Origin of the sequence: Streptomyces sp. ITFR-16, from assembly GCF_031844705.1 — a bacterium.
Classification (GTDB): domain Bacteria; phylum Actinomycetota; class Actinomycetes; order Streptomycetales; family Streptomycetaceae; genus Streptomyces.
On record NZ_CP134609.1, the window covers coordinates 1,515,702 to 1,531,419 of the forward strand.

Consider the following 15,718-nt stretch of genomic DNA (forward strand, 5'->3'; position numbering starts at 1 on the left):
ACTCCTCGGGAGATGGGGTGTGCGGGGTGCGGGTGTTGTTCAGGCTTCGTCGGTGCGGGCGGCCCGGGCGAGGACGGACAGCGGGACGGGGCAGGCGAGCGGCCGCCGGTCGGGGCCGCCGGTGTCCGCGTCGCGGCCGGCGAGTTCCCGTACCGCGAAGCCGCAGGTACGGCCCTGGCACCAGCCCATGCCGGCGCGGGTGAGCAGCTTGACCGTGCGGGCGTCGCCGGCGCCGAGGTCGTCGACCGCCGCGCGGACGGCGCCGGTGGTGACCTCCTCGCAGCGGCAGACCTCCGTGCCGGCGGCGAGCCAGGAGGTCCACCCGGGCCCGGGCCGGTGCACGGCGCCCATCAGTTCGGCGAACCGGCGCATCCGGCGGCGGGTGCGGCGCAGCGCGTCCGTGCGGTCCCGGCCCGGCAGACTCCCCCGGGCGTCGGCGATCACCGAGCGGGCGGCCAGTTCCCCCTCGGCCAGGGCGAGACGCACCCCGCCGATGCCGCCGGTCTCACCGGCGGCCCAGATCCCGGGCACGGTGGTGCACAGTCCGGCGTCGAGCACCAGGGCGGCCGACCCGTCCGCACCGCACCGGGTGGCGCAGCCGAGACCGACGGCGAGGTCGAGCTGTGGCACCAGACCGTGCCCGACGGCCAGCGCGTCGCAGTCGATGCGCCGCCCGCTGCCCGGGACCGGGCGCCAGTCGCGGTCCAGCCGGCTGACGGTCACGCCCTCCACCCGCTCGGTGCCGTGCACGGCGGTGACCGCCCGGTGCGTGAGCATCCGCACCCGGTGGCGGGCCAGGGCCGTGCCGTGCCGTACGCCCTCCGCGAGCCGGCCGGGGTCGCCGGCCAGGACCAGCGGCGCCCGCCCGTACGGTCCGTAGCCCGCGGCCTCCACCAGTGCGGGCACCCGGGCCCCGGCCCGGGCGAGGGAGACCGCGACGGCCTGGAGCAGCGGCCCGCTGCCGGCGACGACGATGCGCCGGCCCGGCAGCACCAGGCCCGACTTGAGCATGGCCTGCGCCCCGGCCGCTCCCACCACTCCGGGCAGGGTCCAGCCGGGGAAGGGGAGCTGCCGCTCGTAGGAGCCGGTCGCGACGAGCAGACGGCGGGCGCGGACGGCGGCGCCGCCCCGTCCTTCGGTCCCGGTGACGGCGTGCAGGGTCCAGTCGGCGCCGGTCCGCTCGCCCGCCCACACCTGGTGGCGGGTCAGATGGCGGATGCGGCCGGCCGCGCGGTGCCGGTCGAGCCGGGCGGTGAGGGCGGCGAAGGCCGCCCGGCCGTGGAGCGGTGGCGCGGACCGGCCGGCGGCGAGCCCGGGGGCGGGCGCCCGGTAGTACTGACCGCCGGGAGCGTCGGCCGCGTCGAGCAGGACCACGTCGAGTCCGCCGTCGGCCGCGGTGACCGCCGCCGCCAGACCGGCGGGTCCGGCGCCCACGACGGCGAGTCCGGCGACCGGTGGCTCAGGGGCGGAGTGCGGCATGCCCGTCCCCTTCCTGGGTGGTGACGGCGTCCCCGGGGCGGGCGGGTACCAGGCAGGCGCGCAGGCCGGGGCGCCCGTTCACGGTGGCCAGGCAGTCGAAGCAGGAGCCGATGCCGCAGAAGGCGCCCCTCGGCCGTCCGTTCACCCGGGTGGTGCGCCAGCTGAGGACGGAGGCCGCCCAGAGGGCGGCCGCGATGCTCTGGCCGGGCAGCGCGGGAATCGGCCGCCCGTCGAAGGTGATCTCGAACCCGGGTGCGGCAGTGTCCGGGCGGGCGCCGGGACGAGCGGCGGCGCCGGTGTTCTCAGGCAGGCGTCTCACCGGGGCTCCTTCTGCACAGGGCGGGTGGGGTGCGGGGCTCTCCGTGGCGTACGGATGCGGCTCATCCCCAGGTCCGGGGCGGCGCGTCGAACCGGTCGGGGCTGAACGGCCCGGGGTCCAGGGGAGGTTCCTCGCCCCGGACGGCGGCGGTGACCAGGGCCGCCGTCGCGGGCGCGAGTCCGATGCCCGCGCCCTCGTGGCCGCAGGCGTGGAAGAGGCCGGGGACGCGGCGGTCGGGGCCGATCGCCGGGAGGTGGTCGGGGAGATACGGGCGGAAGCCGTGGTAGGCGCGCAGCACCCGGGTGTCGGCCAGGACCGGGAAGAGCGCGGCGGCCGCCGCGGCGAGCCGGCCGATCACCGGTACGGACAGCGTGGAGTCGAAGCCCACCCGTTCACGGCTGGCACCGATCAGGACGGGCCCGGCCCGGGTGCCCTCCACCACGGGGGAGGTCTGCAGGGCGGCGGACGCGCTCGACACGTCGGCCACGTACTCGGCCGCGTACACCTTGTGGCGGATCAGCGGCGGCAGCGGCTCGGTGACCAGGACGAAGCCGCGCCGGGGCAGGACCGGCAGCTCCACCCCGGCCAGGGCGGCCAGTTCCCCGCCCCGTACGCCGGTCGCGTTGACCACGGCGGGGGCGAGCAGGTCCCCCGCCCCGGTCCGTACCCCGCGCACCGCGCCCGCCGGGCCGGTCAGCACGGCGGTGACGTCCTCCCCCAGCCGCACCCGCGCCCCGGCGTCACGGGCCGCGCGGAGCAGATGGGCTGCGGCCAGGGCCGGTTGGACCTGGGCGTCCTCGGGGTAGAGGAATCCTCCCGCGAGGCCGGGCGCCAGATGCGGTTCGAGTGCGGACAGCTCGTCCGGCGCCACCGCCCACGCCTTCACCCCTGCCTCGGCCTGTCCGGCGGCGGTGGCGCTCAGGGTGGCCAGCGAGGCCGGGTCGGCCGCGACGACCAGCCCGCCCTTCTGCTCGAACTCCACCTCGGAGGGCAGCACTTGGGCAAGATCGCGCCAGAGCGCGGCGGAGAGCAGGGCGAGGTCCAGCTCCGGGCCCGGGAGCTTGTCGGAGACCAGGAGGTTCCCCTCCCCCGCCCCGGTGGTGCCGCCGGCGACCGGTCCCCGGTCCACCACCGCGACAGCGAGCCCGGACCGGGCCGCGTAGTAGGCGCAGGCGGCGCCGACCACTCCGGCCCCGACGACGACCACGTCCCAAGGCTGTCTCGTGAGCACGGCAGTAATATGTCACATTGCTTTCGGGGTGCCAAGGGGCCGGGAGGCACCCCTTCCGACACCCCGTCAGCCAGGCTGCCCGCCCCGAACGGCGTTACGGACGGGGCATGTTGCGCAGGTTCGAGCGGGCCATCTGGACCATCCGGCCGACCCCGCCGTCCAGCACGATCTTGCTGGCGGAGAGCGCGAAGCCGGTCACCATGTCCGCGCTGATCTTCGGCGGGATGGACAGGGCATTGGGGTCGGTGACCACGTCCACGAGGGCCGGGCCCTTGTGCTTGAAGGCGTCCTTGAGCGCGCCCTCCAGCTCCTTGGGCTTCTCGACCCGTACCCCGTACGCCCCCGACGCGCGCGCCACGGCGGCGAAGTCCGGGTTCTTGTTGGTCGTGCCGAAGGAGGGCAGCCCCGCGACCAGCATCTCCAGCTCGACCATGCCGAGGGAGGAGTTGTTGAACAGGACGACCTTGACCGGCAGGTTGTACTGGACCAGGGTCAGGAAGTCGCCCATCAGCATGGTGAACCCGCCGTCGCCCGACATCGAGACGACCTGCCGGTTGCGGTCGGTGAACTGCGCGCCGATGGCCTGCGGCAGGGCGTTGGCCATCGAGCCGTGGCTGAACGAACCGATCACCCGGCGCTTGCCGTTGGGCGTCAGATAGCGTGCCGCCCACACGTTGCACATCCCGGTGTCCACGGTGAACACGGCGTCGTCGTCCGCGATCTCGTCCAGCACCGAGGCCACGTACTCGGGGTGGATCGGGACGTGCTTCTCGACCTTGCGGGTGTACGCCTTGACCACGCCCTCCAGCGCGTCGGCGTGCTTCTTGAGCATCCGGTCGAGGAACTTGCGGTCGGTCTTGGCCTTCACCCGGGGGGTCAGACAGCGCAGCGTCTCGCGGACATCGCCCCAGACGGCCAGATCGAGCTTGGAGCGCCGGCCGAGGTGTTCGGGGCGCACATCGACCTGGACGATCTTCACGTCGTCGGGCAGGAAGGCGTTGTACGGGAAGTCCGTGCCGAGCAGGATCAGCAGATCGCACTCATGGGTGGCCTCGTACGCGGCCCCGTAGCCGAGCAGCCCGCTCATCCCGACGTCGTACGGGTTGTCGTACTGGATCCACTCCTTGCCGCGCAGGGCATGGCCGACGGGGGCCTTCACCCGCTCGGCGAACTCCATGACCTCGGCGTGCGCGCCCGCCGTACCGCTGCCGCAGAACAGCGTCACCCGTTTGGCCTCGTCGACCATCCGGCAGAGCTTCTCGATCTCGCCGTCGCCGGGACGCACGGTGGGCCGCGAGGTGACCAGCGCGTGTTCGACGGACTTCTCCGGCGCCGGCTGCGAGGCGATGTCGCCGGGCATCGTGACGACGCTGACGCCGCCCTGGCCGATGGCGTGCTGGATGGCCGTCTGGAGCAGCCGGGGCATCTGCTGCGGGTTGGAGATCATCTCGTTGTAGTGGCTGCACTCCTGGAAGAGCAGCTCCGGATGGGTCTCCTGGAAGTATCCGAGGCCGATCTCGCTCGACGGGATGTGCGAGGCGAGCGCGAGCACCGGGGCCATGGAGCGGTGGGCGTCGTAGAGGCCGTTGATGAGGTGCAGGTTGCCCGGGCCGCACGAACCGGCGCACGCCGTCAGGGAGCCGGTGATCTGCGCCTCGGCACCGGCGGCGAACGCGGCCGTCTCCTCGTGCCGGACCTGGATCCAGTCCATGTCCGGGTGGCGCCGGATGGCGTCCACGACCGGGTTGAGACTGTCGCCGACCACCCCGTACAGGCGTTTGACGCCCGCACGGGCGAGGATGTCGACGAACTGCTCCGACACGTTCTGCTTGGCCATGGGTGCGCACTCCCTCTGCCTGTGCTCCGTGCACGATCGGCTGCCCGGGCTGCGGGGTGCCACACCCCGGCCGGACGGGTCTCCGGAGTCCATCAACCCATGGCGCGCGCGGTTACGCCTCCCAGACGCCGACCGCCGTCCGGTCGTCGGCGTACCCCGTCACCCGGAGCCCGACGTCCGCGAGGAAGGCCCCGAGGCCGGGCGCCTCGGCGGGTGCCCAGCGCTCGCCGAGCGCGTCGGCCAGCGCCGGTTCGCCGCGCAGCGGCTCGGCGAGACCCGTGCTGCACAGCAGCAGCGTGTCGCCCGGCCGGGCGACGGAGGCACGGAAGCGGAACGGTTCGGCGGGCGGCGGCAGCGGATCCTCTATGTACGGGGCCGGGCCCGTGGTGATGCCCAGATCCATGGTCAGCCGCTCGCCGTCGGGGCCGCTCTCGGGCACCGAGGAGCCGTAGCCCACCACGGGTTCGCCGCTGAGCGCGGCCGGCGGCGGAAGGTCCGGTTCGAGGTCCTGCCAGCTGCCGTCCCGCAGCCGGAAGAGCCCGCCGCCGCCGATCCCGAAGAAGACCCGGGTCCGGCAGTCGGGATCGGCCGACAGCAGGAGGCAGCGCAGGCTCGCGGTGTACGCGTCGGGTTCGAGTCCGAGTTCGGCGGCGCGGGCGCGCAGCTTGCCGTAGCTCCGGTCGGTGAGCCGGTGCAGCCCGGACTTCAGATCGCCGCGACGGCCCGTCCTTATGTCGTCGGAGAGCCGGGCATGGCTGCGCCCCACCGCCTCCGCGATCCAGCGGCAGGCGTCCGCCGCGGCGGAGTGCGCCCCCTCGGCGCCCCGGGCGCCGCCCGCGACGGCGACCAGCACGAGGGCGCTCTCCCCCGCGCCGAAGCGCGCGGTGAGCAGCGCGTCGCGCCGGGGCTCGCCCCGGAACCGCGCGGAGTCGCCGCGCACGGACGCGGCGCGCAGGGTGTACGTCCCGTACCGGGCGCCGTCGAGCACGGTGTCGGCGACGAGGCTGTGCAGATCGCGCGGGTCGGTGGCGGGGAGCGCGGTGGGCTCGGCGTCGTAGGTGGGCGGGCGCGCGCCGACGTACGCGGCCTCGGGGCGGGAGACCACCGCCTCGGCCGCAGGGTCCGGCTCGGCGGGAGGCCCGGCCTCGGGCCGCGCGGTGGCGGCCGGTTCGGTCCGGGGCCGCTCGCCGACGGGCCGCCTGGGCAGCGGCGGGGTCGCGGCGGCGGGGGCTGCCGGTGCGCTCGGGGTGATCCGGGGGTCGGCCGGGGGCTCCGCCCGAAGGGAAGGCGCGGGCGGTGCGGGCTCGGCCGCCCGGGCCGGCGCGGGCTCGGGCACCGGTGCCGGCTCGGGCTCCGGGGCGGCCGGCGGTCCCGCGAAGGTGCGCGGTCCCCCGGCCCCGGTCGGCGGCTCCCACGGAGCCCGTACGAGTACGTCGGGCGGCGGACCGGGCAGGGTGTCCGCCATCCGGGTGACGGACGGCGCCGCCGCTCTCGGCTCGGGCACCGCCGGGGCCGCCTCGTACGCCTCGCCGTCGCCGGGCCCCATCGCGCCCGAGACCGAGTCGAAGCGGTCGTCGAGACTGTCGGCCGCCTGGCTCGCCCCGGTGTCCGGGGCGGATTCGTCGTACAGCCTGCGCCACCAGTCGTCCTCGTGGGCGGCGGGCCTCTCCCCCTGCTGACTCATGCCCTTATTGTCCACCGCGAGGGGCGTGCGAAAACGGGACATCCGTAAAAAGAGGTCCGCCGGGCGGCCCCACCCCCCACGGGAAGGCCGCCCGGCGGACCGGTCGGGTGATCCGGCGTCAGCGCACGGCGTAGGCGTCGGTCACGGTCTGGACGACGGAGTTGCCGTGGGAGTCCGTCAGTTCGGTGCGCAGGGTCACCGGCCTGCCGGCCGCGCCCGCGTGGTTCACGGTCGCGGTCCAACAGCCGCCCTTGAGAGCCGTGGTGGCCCCGGTCCAGGTCTCACCGCCGTCGTAGGAGTAGGAGACCTCTGCCTTCGTCACCTTGCCGGGCGTGTAGCCGGCGTGGCCCGTGACGCTCAGTCCGATCTTCTGACCGTCCTTCGCCGCAAGGGTCTTCATGCCGTCCGACGGGAGGGCGTAGCCCGGGAAGAGGAGCGGGATGCCCTGCGAGTAGGCGTTCTCGTCGCGGTGCGAACGGAACTTCCAGGTGGTCTCGGTCCGGGTGGACCGCTTCCAGACCTGCGCCGGACTGCCCGCCTTCGCGGTGGTCATGGTGAGTTCGTACGCGGCGTCCTCGGCCGGGACCGTGAACACCCCGGACGGCCAGCCGGATTCACCGAGCACCTTGCCGCCGCTGGTGAGCCGCATGCTGCCCATGTCACCGAAGGAGCCCTGGAGTCCGCTGTGCTCGGTGTCGCTCCAGAAGCCGGGGGCGACGCCGATCAGATTGTCCTGGCGTTCGGCGGCGAGCTGCTCCGCGCCCTGGTCGTCGCGGGGCGCCGACGGGACGATCAGGCCCCGGTACCACTCCGAGGCGCGCTTCGAACCGGCCTTGTAGGTGCGGTACTTGTCCATCATGAACTCGCCCCAGGGGAAGCTGGAGGAGAGTGCCTGCTGCCAGCTGGTGTCGCCCGCCGAGTAGTACTCGGTGCGCTTGCCGGGGGCGGCGACGGTGTCGAAGCCGCCGACGCCGAAGGTCGCGCCGTACGGGCGGGAGACGAGCAGCGTGTCGACGAAGTCGGTCCTGACGCCCATCGATTCATAGGTGGAGTCGACCGTGCCGAGCGACTTGTCCTTGACCCGGTAGGTCCGGTCCGAGGTGACGTCGCCCTTCTCCGAGAAGGCCAGGTTGTAGACGAACGGGCTGACGGCGGTGGCCTTCCAGCTCAGCTTCACCGGTCCGGCGGCCAGTGCGCCGGCCAGGGTCTTCGCCTCGCCGGCCTCGATGCCGAGGGTGGGCAGGGGCGCCGAGCCGTAGCCGACGGACGGCTGCCAGGGGCCTGCGGAGGGCCGGTGGACGAGGACGGCCACGGCTCCGGCGGCCTGGGCGTTCCGCGCCTGGGTGACGACGGCGCCGCTGTCCGGGACGGCGACCAGCGCGATCTTGCCGGAGACCCCGGCGGCCTTCAGCTCCTCGGGGGTACCGGTGCCGGCGTCCACGAGCGCGGCCCGGCCGGTGCCGTCGAGGTTGACGGAGCCCGCGGACGCGGGGGTGGGGTGCAGGGTGGCGCCTCCGACGACCGCGAGCTTGTCGATCTGCGGGGCGTACGCGCGCCAGAAGCTGTCGAACTCGAAGTCGCCGTCGTCGGCCTTGCCCCGGATGTCGACGCGGTAGTCCTTGACGACGGTGCCGCCGGAGATGGACCCGGCGTGCAGCCAGACGTCGTCCCAGCTGCGGCCGAAGGCGAGGGTCCCGCTGCGGGTCTCGCTCGTGCGGTCCTGGGTCCTGACCTGGACGCGGTGGGCCTTGCGGGCGTCCAGCACCAGGGTGGTGTCCTTGGTGACGTTCAGCTGCGGCCGGGCGAGGTAGCCGACCGAGTTCGCCAGGGTGCCCGTGGCGTCCCCGGGGTCGGCCGAGACGATGAAGCTGGAGACGAAGTAGGCGCCCGGGCGGACCTGGAACACCTGGTCGGTCGAGCCGTCGTTGAACCGGCGCTCACCGCTCGCCGTGTCGGTGCCGATGACGTCGAGCGACGAAGAGCCCGCTGCGGGCCTGCCGTTGGCGTCGATCAGCTTGACGCGCAGGCTGACGGTCTCGGCGCCCACGTACAGCGAGAACGGTGTGGAGACCTTGACGCCGCCCGGCGCGGTGGCCAGGACGCGTCCTGTGACATCGCCGTACTGGCTCTTGTGGAGCTTGGCGGTCGGGTCGAGATCCAGCGGGACCTCGACCGTCGCCCCTGCGGGCACGGTGACCTTCTTCTTGCCGAGTGCGGCGACCGGGGACCCGACGGCCGAACCGTCGTTGCCGGTGACGCTCCCCAGCTTCAGCGACAGCGTGACCGGCTTGCCGCCCGTGTTGGTGTACGGGATCCGCACGGTGGTGCGGTCGCTCTTGTCCTGCGGCCAGTTGTACGTGCCGCCCTGGACGGCGGGCTCACCGGTGACGGTGGTGTCGATCGCGGCCTTGACGTCGAGCCGGCCACCACCGGTCTCGCGTACGTCGCCGGGGATGTCGCTCTTCGCGGACGACACGAGGGCCGCCTTGACCTGCTGGGCGCTCCAGTCGGGGTGCCGCTCCTTGACGATGGCGGCGGCGCCCGCGACATGCGGGGTGGCCATCGACGTACCGGACATCGACTGGTACGCGTAGACCCCGCGCCCGCCGGCGGCCGCGGCCGAGATGTCGACACCGGGGGCGGCGATCTCGGGCTTGAGGGTGTGCGCGCCGATCGCGGGGCCCCGGCTGGAGAACTGGGCGGTGGAGTCGTCGCGGTCGACGGCCCCGACGGTGAGCACGCCGGGGGCGCAGCCGGGCGAGGAGACCGTGTTCAGGGTGGGACCCGAGTTGCCGGCCGCGATGACGAACAGGGTGTCCTTGCTCTTGGCCAGCTCCTCGGCGGCCACGCTCATCGGGTCGGTGCAGTCGGTGGGCGTCTGGCTGCCCAGGCTCATGGAGACGACGTCGGCCTTCCGGTCGACGGCCCACTGCATGCCCGCGATGATCCAGGAGGAGTCGCCGGAGCCGCTGTCGTTGAGGACCTTGCCGACGAGGAGGTCGGCGCCGGGGGCGACGCCCTTCTTCTTGCCGCCGCTGGCCGCGCCGGTGCCGCCCACGGTGGAGAGCGTGTGCGTGCCGTGGCCCTGGCGGTCGTCGGTGGTGTCGGAGTCGGTGAAGTTCTTCGCCTCGGAGATCCGGCCTTCGAGGTCCGGGTGTCCGGCGTCGGCGCCGGTGTCCAGGACGGCGACCTTGGTGCCCTTGCCGTCGTAGCCGGCGGCCCAGGCGAGGTCGGCGCGGATCTGCTTGGTGGACCGGTCGAGGCTGGCCTCGACCTTGCGGTCCAGCCAGAGCTTCTTCAGCCCGGCGGCGGAGCGGGACCGGGCTCCGGTGACGTCGGACCAGAATCCGGCGGCCTTCTCCTTGTCGGCCTTCAGCGCCACTCCGCCGATGACCGGGAGGGCGAGGCCGCGGGCGGCGCCGCGCGGGGTGGCGGGGGCGCTGCGGGCGGTGTCCCCGGTGTAGGTGGCGATCAGCGGCACGGTGTCCGTGTGCGCGTCGTCGAATCCCTGGCGGATCAGGCCGGTGACGTTGAACAGTTCCTCGTCGACGGTGCCGTCGGCGAGCGCCTTCACGGCGCTGTCCGGGTAGACGTAGAGGTCCTTGCCCGAGCGGCGGGTCTGTACGAGGGGGACGGTGCCGTCCTCGCGGGCCAGTGCGGTGGCCGAGGCGGTCCCCGAACGGTCGGTGCTGACCAGCACCTTGTCGCCGGTGACCAGCGTGACGGTGACCGGCCTGCTCCCGGCCGCCGCCGCGGCCGCGCTGCCGGTCAGCGGTCTCTTCGTGGCCGCGTCGCCCTGTGGCGCTGCCACGGACGGCGCGATCACCGTGACGGCCAGGACGGCGGCGGTGGCCGCCCCCAGTGCCGTACGCGATATCGGACGCATCGCTCTCCCCAAGTGAAACCGGAGCGGGCCGACACAAAGCCCCGCATTCCGGAGGTTGTTGGTGCTGCGGTGGCGCCACATTGGCAGAGTGACGGGCGGTACAGGGATGATGAGCCGCGGCGGGTTTACGCCGTGGCCGCTTTCCGCCACGGCCGGTCGTCCGCGTCACGTGGCAGGACGGGGAAGCACTGTGTCCGGGAGGGGTCGGGGATGCTGGGAGTCATAGGTCTCGACGAGTGGCAGGAGTCGGCCTATCGGGCGCTCGTGGCGCTGGGAGCTGCGGAGCTCTCCGATCTCGCCCATCGGCTCTCGCTTCCCGAGCGGGAGACGGAACGGGCGCTGCGGCGGCTGGAGCAGCACGGTCTGGCGGCCCAGTCGTCGGCCCGTACGGGGCGCTGGGTGGCGGCGCCGCCGGGGGTCGCGCTGGGTGCGCTGCTGACGCAGCAGCGCCATGAGCTGGAGCAGGCGGAGCTGGCGGCGGTGCTGCTGGCGGAGGAGTACCGGGCGGATGCCGACGAGCCCGCCGTCCACGACCTGGTCGAGGTGGTCACCGGGGCGAGCGCGGTGGCCCACCGCTTCCATCAGCTCCAGCTGGGCGCGACGAGCGAGGTGTGCGCGCTGGTCACCGGGAAGCCGATCGCGGTCAGCGGTCTCGACAACGAGTCGGAGGAGCAGGCAGCCGGGCGCGGGGTGTCGTTCCGGGTGGTGGTCGAGCGCGAGGTGCTGGGGATGCCGTCGGGGATCCTGGAGCTGTCGGCGGCACTCAGCCGCGACGAGCAGTGCCGCGTCGTGGACCGGGTGCCGACGAAGCTGGTCATCGCGGACGGCGCGCTGGCGATGGTCCCGCTGACGGGCCGGGGCGCGGAGCCCGCCGCCCTGGTCGTGCACGCGTCGGGGCTGCTGGAGTCGCTGACGGGGCTCTTCGAGGCGGTGTGGCGCGAGGCGATGCCGCTGCGGCTCGCCGAGGGCGGCTGGGTCAAGGAGGACCCGGCCGGGCCCGATCCGACGGATCTGGAGATCCTGTCGCTGCTGCTGGCCGGGCTGACCGACGCGAGCGTGGCCAAGCAGCTGGAGCTGGGGCTGCGGACCGTGCAGCGCCGGGTCAAGGGCCTGATGGAGCTGACCGGGGTGTCGACCCGGCTCCAGCTCGGCTGGCATGCGTACGAGCGGGGCTGGGTGTCCCGCGAACCCCGCTTCTGATCCCTGCCGCGGCCCCGGTGAGCTGCGGTGATGCCTGCGGGTGCGGGGGTGACGACGGGCGGGACCGGCCGGACTCCGGCAGGCTGGTCAGATGAGTGTGTGGCAGCTCGTCGCCGTCGGCCTTGTGATGCTGCTCGGTCTGCTCGGCGTGCTGGTGCCCGGTGTACCGGGGCAGGCGATCGTCTGGGCCGCCGTGCTGTGGTGGGCGCTGACGGACATGACCCCGGCCGCCTGGGGCGTCCTGATCGGGGCCACGGCGCTCCTGCTGCTCAACCAGGCGCTGAAACCGCTGCTGCCGCCACGCAGGCCCCGCGAGTCGGGGGCGCCGCGCCGGACGCTGATGCTCGGCGGGGTCGGCGCGATCGCCGGGTTCTTCGTCGTCCCCGTGCTCGGCGCGGTCCTCGGCTATCTGGGGGTCATCTTCGGTGCGGAGCGGCTGCGGCTGGGCAGCCGGGGCGCGGCCTGGACCTCGGTCCGCTCGGTGATGCGGGCGACCGGCTACTCCGTGCTCGTCGAGCTCTTCGCGTGCCTCCTGGTGACGGGGGCGTGGCTGGGCGCGGTCGTCTGGGGCTGAGCGCCGCCGTTACCCGGCCGCCCGTTCCCCGCGCCGTACGCCGTAGGAGCGCCACGGCCGCCACCGGTCCGAGCCGGGTGTGCCGTACGGATCGACATCGGGGTCGCCCAGCGACCGCATCCGGATCAGGGCTGCGGTCGCCGGAGTCATCCCGGGCAGCCGCAGCAGGGCCTGCTCGGCCTCGTCCCGGTCGGCGCCCGCGTCCAGCCGTACGCCGCCGTCGGCGAGCGCCGCGGCCAGGGCCCGCAGCGCCGGATCGTCCGCCGCGCCGGCGAGCACCCCCGGTTCGGGGAAGACATGGGTCAGCCCGCCGCAGGGCACGTCCAGCCGCTTTCCGTACGCCTCCACGAGCCGCTCGGCGGCCGGATCGCCCACCAGGGCCCGTACGGCGGACTCCTCGGGGTCCGCCGCGCCCGGCGAGCGCACCCCCGGCCGGGCGGCGACGTCCGGGGCGAGCGCCGGATCGGCGCCGAGCAGTTCGTCGACGGCGTACGGATCGGCGTCCAGGTCGAACAGCCGGCGCAGCCGCTGCACGGCCGTGGTCAGGTCGCGCAGGTCGGTGAGGTGGATCCGGGCCTCCAGCCAGCCGCCGGCGGAGCGCTCGTCCACGGCGGCGACGGCGGTGCCGTACGGAAGACGCAGCGTGCGCCGGTAGGTGCGGGTGCCGGGCTCGCCGCTGACCTCCTCGATCCGGGCCACGGTGCCGGCGGCGAGCAGGTCGAAGGCCTCGCGGGCCGCGTACGGGCCCCGGTGCGCGAGCCGGAGCGGGATTCCGGTGGTGCGCGCCTCCCGGACGGCCGCGCCGAGACCGGTGCCGGCCTCGGCGCGCAGCTCGCTGGGGGTCCTGGCGTAGATCTGCCGGATCGTGTCGTTGAACTGGCGGACGCTGGCGAAACCGGACGCGAAGACGACCTCCGTGACGGACAGCCCGGTGGTCTGGAGCAGGACCCGGGCGGTGTGCGCGCGCTGGGCGCGGGCCAGGGCGACCGGACCGGCGCCCAGCTCGGCGTTGAGCTGCCGCTGCACCTGCCGGGCGCTGTAGCCGAGGCGGTGGGCGAGACCGGGGACGCCCTCCCGGTCCACCACGCCGTCGCCGATCATCCGCATGGCGCGGCCGACCACGTCCGCCCGTACGTTCCAGTCGGCGGAGCCCGGGACGGCGTCCGGGCGGCAGCGCCTGCACGCCCGGAAGCCGTTGCCCTGGGCGGCGGCCGCGGTCGGGTAGAAGCGGACGTTCTTCCGCTTGGGGGTGACGGCGGGGCAGCTCGGCCGGCAGTAGATGCCGGTCGTCTCGACGGCGAAGAAGAACTCCCCGTCGAACCGTGCGTCGCGGCTGCTCACCGCCTCGTACCTGGTCTCTTCGTCCATCACACCGTCCAGTGTGCGCCCTCGCGCACCGGGTGACTCGCGGTTTTCGGACGTCGACCAGGGGCCTGCGGCTACCGGATCCGGCCGCGCTTGGCCTCCATTCCGGCCCGGCCCTCGGCGCCCTTGCGCTTCCAGTCGCGGAGGATCTCCGAGCGGACCCGGGCGTCGGTCTTGGCGACGATGCGCTGGTTCTCGCGCAGCAGCTTGCGGTAGCTGTCCATGCGCCGCTCGGGCAGCGATCCGTCCTCGATCGCCGCGAGCACCGCGCAGCCCGGCTCGGTCTCGTGGGCGCAGTCGTGGAACCTGCACCCCTCGGCCAGCTCCTCGATCTCGGAGAAGACCTCCCCGACCCCGGTCCCGGCGTCCCACAGCCCGACCCCGCGCAGCCCGGGGGTGTCGATCAGGACCCCGCCCGAGGGCAGGACGAGCAGATTGCGGGTCGTGGTGGTGTGCCGGCCCTTGCCGTCCATGTCACGGGTGGCCTGCACCTCCATCACGTCGTGGCCGAGGAGGGTGTTGGCCAGGGTGGACTTGCCCGCGCCGGAGGCGCCGAGGAGCACGCTCGTACCGCCGGAGACGATCGCGTTGAACACGTCGACGCCCTCGCCGGTGGCGGAGCTGACGGGCAGCACCTGCACCCCGGGGGCCAGGCGCTCGACGTCCTGGACGAGGTGGGACAGAGTGGCGGCGTCCGGGACGAGGTCGGCCTTGGTCAGGACGACGAGGGCCTCGGCCGCCCCGTCCCCGGCCGACGCGCGGTCGCGGAGCAGCGCGTCACCGTTGGCGCTGGACAGGGCGAGGGCGAGGAAGCGCTCCACGCGCCCCAGATCGAGTTCGACCGCCAGCGAGACACAGATGGCGATGTGGTCGACGTTGGTGGCGAGCACCTGGCCCTCTGACCGCTTGGACGAGGTGGAGCGGACGAACGCCGTGCGGCGCGGCAGCAGCGCTCGGACGAACCGCGGGTCGCCGTCGGGGTCGACGGCCGCCCAGTCGCCGGTGCAGACGATCCGCATCGGGTCGCGGGGCACGACGAACGCGGTGTCCGCGCGGAACATGCCCTGCGGGGTGACGATGTCGCACTGCCCGCGGTCGACCCGCACCACCCGTCCGGGCAGCAGTCCCTGTGCGGCGTACGGGGCGAACGCGGCCGCCCAGTCCTCGTCCCAGCCGTACGGGGCGAGCGGGGAGGCGGAAGAGAAGGAAACGGGGAAAGACGGGAAAGACAAGGGAAACCCTTCACAGGGTGGCCCCGGCGATGCGCACTGCGGCGCGGAAGTGGTGAGAGAGGTCAGCCGGCGGCCACGGGGGTGGGAACGATGTACTTCGGCTTGTGGGCAGCGCCCATCGCAACGACAGTCATCAATGTCCTCACCTCCGGTCCCGGCTGAGCGGGTTCACACACGGTCCGGCTCCGGCGGTTGCCCCGCCGTCCGTCTCGTCGCACACGATAGCGCCGGGCACTGCGGCGGCGTCAACGGATTTAATGGCGACGGGCGGCCGTAGCGCCCGGGATATGCCGGGCCTTACCCGATCGGGTGATACGCATGGAGTTCGACCGGTCGTGGACGGTTAGGGTGCCGGACATGACCTCCCCCCAGACTGCCACCGGCACCTTCACCCAGGCCCAGTTGGGCACCCTCACCCTGATCGGCTGGAGCGGCGAGCACCCGCACAACGGACGCGATGTCGCCTTCCTGCTGGCCTACTCGCTGGGTGACGGATCGGACGGGCCGCAGGCCGGCGAGACCGCGATGCACCTCGCGCTGCGGCGCAGCGGGCTCACGGTCGGCCCCGAGCCGGTGCGCGCCGACGAGACCCCGGGGCTCCAGGTGAAGCTCCTCGTCCAGGCCGGCCAGGCCGTGCTGACCCTGCCTCACTTCACCGCGCAGTACCCGGTGCGGCCCGAGTGGCTGGCGGCCGCCCGTGAACAGGGCGAGGTGCACGCGATGTTCGCCACGCGCCCGTGGCCGCAGGGGGCGCCCGGGCTCCCGCTCACCGAGGAGGCGCTGCGGTCGTTCGCCGGGGACCCGGAGGTCATCGTGACCTCGGCCCACTGCGTCCTGCCGGTCCGCAGCCTCGGCTGACCCCTCCCCCGAACGCACCGCGGGCGGCCCGGGATTCCCGGGCCGCCCTTGGT

Annotated in this window: 11 protein-coding genes; 3 read left to right on the forward strand and 8 right to left on the reverse strand. The window is 74.0% G+C overall.

Going from position 1 to position 15,718, the window contains the following annotated elements; genetic code table 11:
* Positions 1-39: 39 nt before the first annotated feature.
* From RLT58_RS06705 to RLT58_RS06730, 6 genes are all read right to left on the reverse strand, one after another.
* The gene (locus RLT58_RS06705; protein ID WP_311309474.1) at positions 40-1,479 is read right to left on the reverse strand and encodes an FAD/NAD(P)-dependent oxidoreductase; all 1,440 of its coding nucleotides are present in this window, start codon (positions 1,477-1,479) and stop codon (positions 40-42) included.
* Positions 1,460-1,789, reverse strand: a complete 330-nt coding sequence (locus RLT58_RS06710; protein WP_399131837.1) for a (2Fe-2S)-binding protein — start codon at positions 1,787-1,789, stop codon at positions 1,460-1,462. The genes RLT58_RS06705 and RLT58_RS06710 overlap by 20 nt, the downstream gene beginning before the upstream one ends.
* Before the next feature lie 70 nt (positions 1,790-1,859).
* Positions 1,860-3,029, reverse strand: a complete 1,170-nt coding sequence (locus tag RLT58_RS06715; protein WP_311309475.1) for an NAD(P)/FAD-dependent oxidoreductase — start codon at positions 3,027-3,029, stop codon at positions 1,860-1,862.
* Positions 3,030-3,123: 94 nt separating this feature from the next.
* Positions 3,124-4,866, reverse strand: a complete 1,743-nt coding sequence (locus tag RLT58_RS06720; RefSeq protein WP_311309476.1) for a pyruvate dehydrogenase — start codon at positions 4,864-4,866, stop codon at positions 3,124-3,126.
* A gap of 112 nt (positions 4,867-4,978) precedes the next feature.
* Positions 4,979-6,550, reverse strand: a complete 1,572-nt coding sequence (locus tag RLT58_RS06725) for a protein phosphatase 2C domain-containing protein (protein WP_311309477.1) — start codon at positions 6,548-6,550, stop codon at positions 4,979-4,981.
* A gap of 118 nt (positions 6,551-6,668) precedes the next feature.
* Positions 6,669-10,436: a S8 family peptidase gene (locus RLT58_RS06730; protein ID WP_311309478.1), complete on the reverse strand. Its 3,768-nt coding sequence runs from the start codon at positions 10,434-10,436 to the stop codon at positions 6,669-6,671.
* 210 nt (positions 10,437-10,646) lie between these two features.
* Here RLT58_RS06730 and RLT58_RS06735 point away from each other — a divergent pair, with 210 nt between their 5' ends.
* Together RLT58_RS06735 and RLT58_RS06740 are read left to right on the forward strand one after the other, a co-directional pair.
* Positions 10,647-11,636 (forward strand): helix-turn-helix domain-containing protein, encoded by a 990-nt coding sequence (locus tag RLT58_RS06735; protein ID WP_311309479.1) that lies wholly within the window; start codon positions 10,647-10,649, stop codon positions 11,634-11,636.
* Between the two features lie 91 nt (positions 11,637-11,727).
* Complete coding sequence (locus tag RLT58_RS06740; protein WP_311309480.1) at positions 11,728-12,210, forward strand: DUF456 domain-containing protein; 483 nt, start codon at positions 11,728-11,730, stop codon at positions 12,208-12,210.
* Positions 12,211-12,219: 9 nt separating this feature from the next.
* On the opposite strand, the gene RLT58_RS06745 is transcribed toward RLT58_RS06740, so the two are convergent.
* The gene (locus RLT58_RS06745) at positions 12,220-13,578 is read right to left on the reverse strand and encodes a DNA-3-methyladenine glycosylase 2 family protein (RefSeq protein ID WP_311314430.1); all 1,359 of its coding nucleotides are present in this window, start codon (positions 13,576-13,578) and stop codon (positions 12,220-12,222) included.
* 71 nt (positions 13,579-13,649) lie between these two features.
* A complete protein-coding gene (rsgA, locus tag RLT58_RS06750; RefSeq protein ID WP_311309481.1) occupies positions 13,650-14,807 on the reverse strand; it encodes a ribosome small subunit-dependent GTPase A in 1,158 nt (385 codons plus the stop codon).
* 357 nt (positions 14,808-15,164) lie between these two features.
* Between rsgA and RLT58_RS06755 the strand changes: the two genes are divergently transcribed.
* Positions 15,165-15,665: a DUF5949 family protein gene (locus tag RLT58_RS06755; RefSeq protein ID WP_311309482.1), complete on the forward strand. Its 501-nt coding sequence runs from the start codon at positions 15,165-15,167 to the stop codon at positions 15,663-15,665.
* Positions 15,666-15,718: the final 53 nt, after the last annotated feature.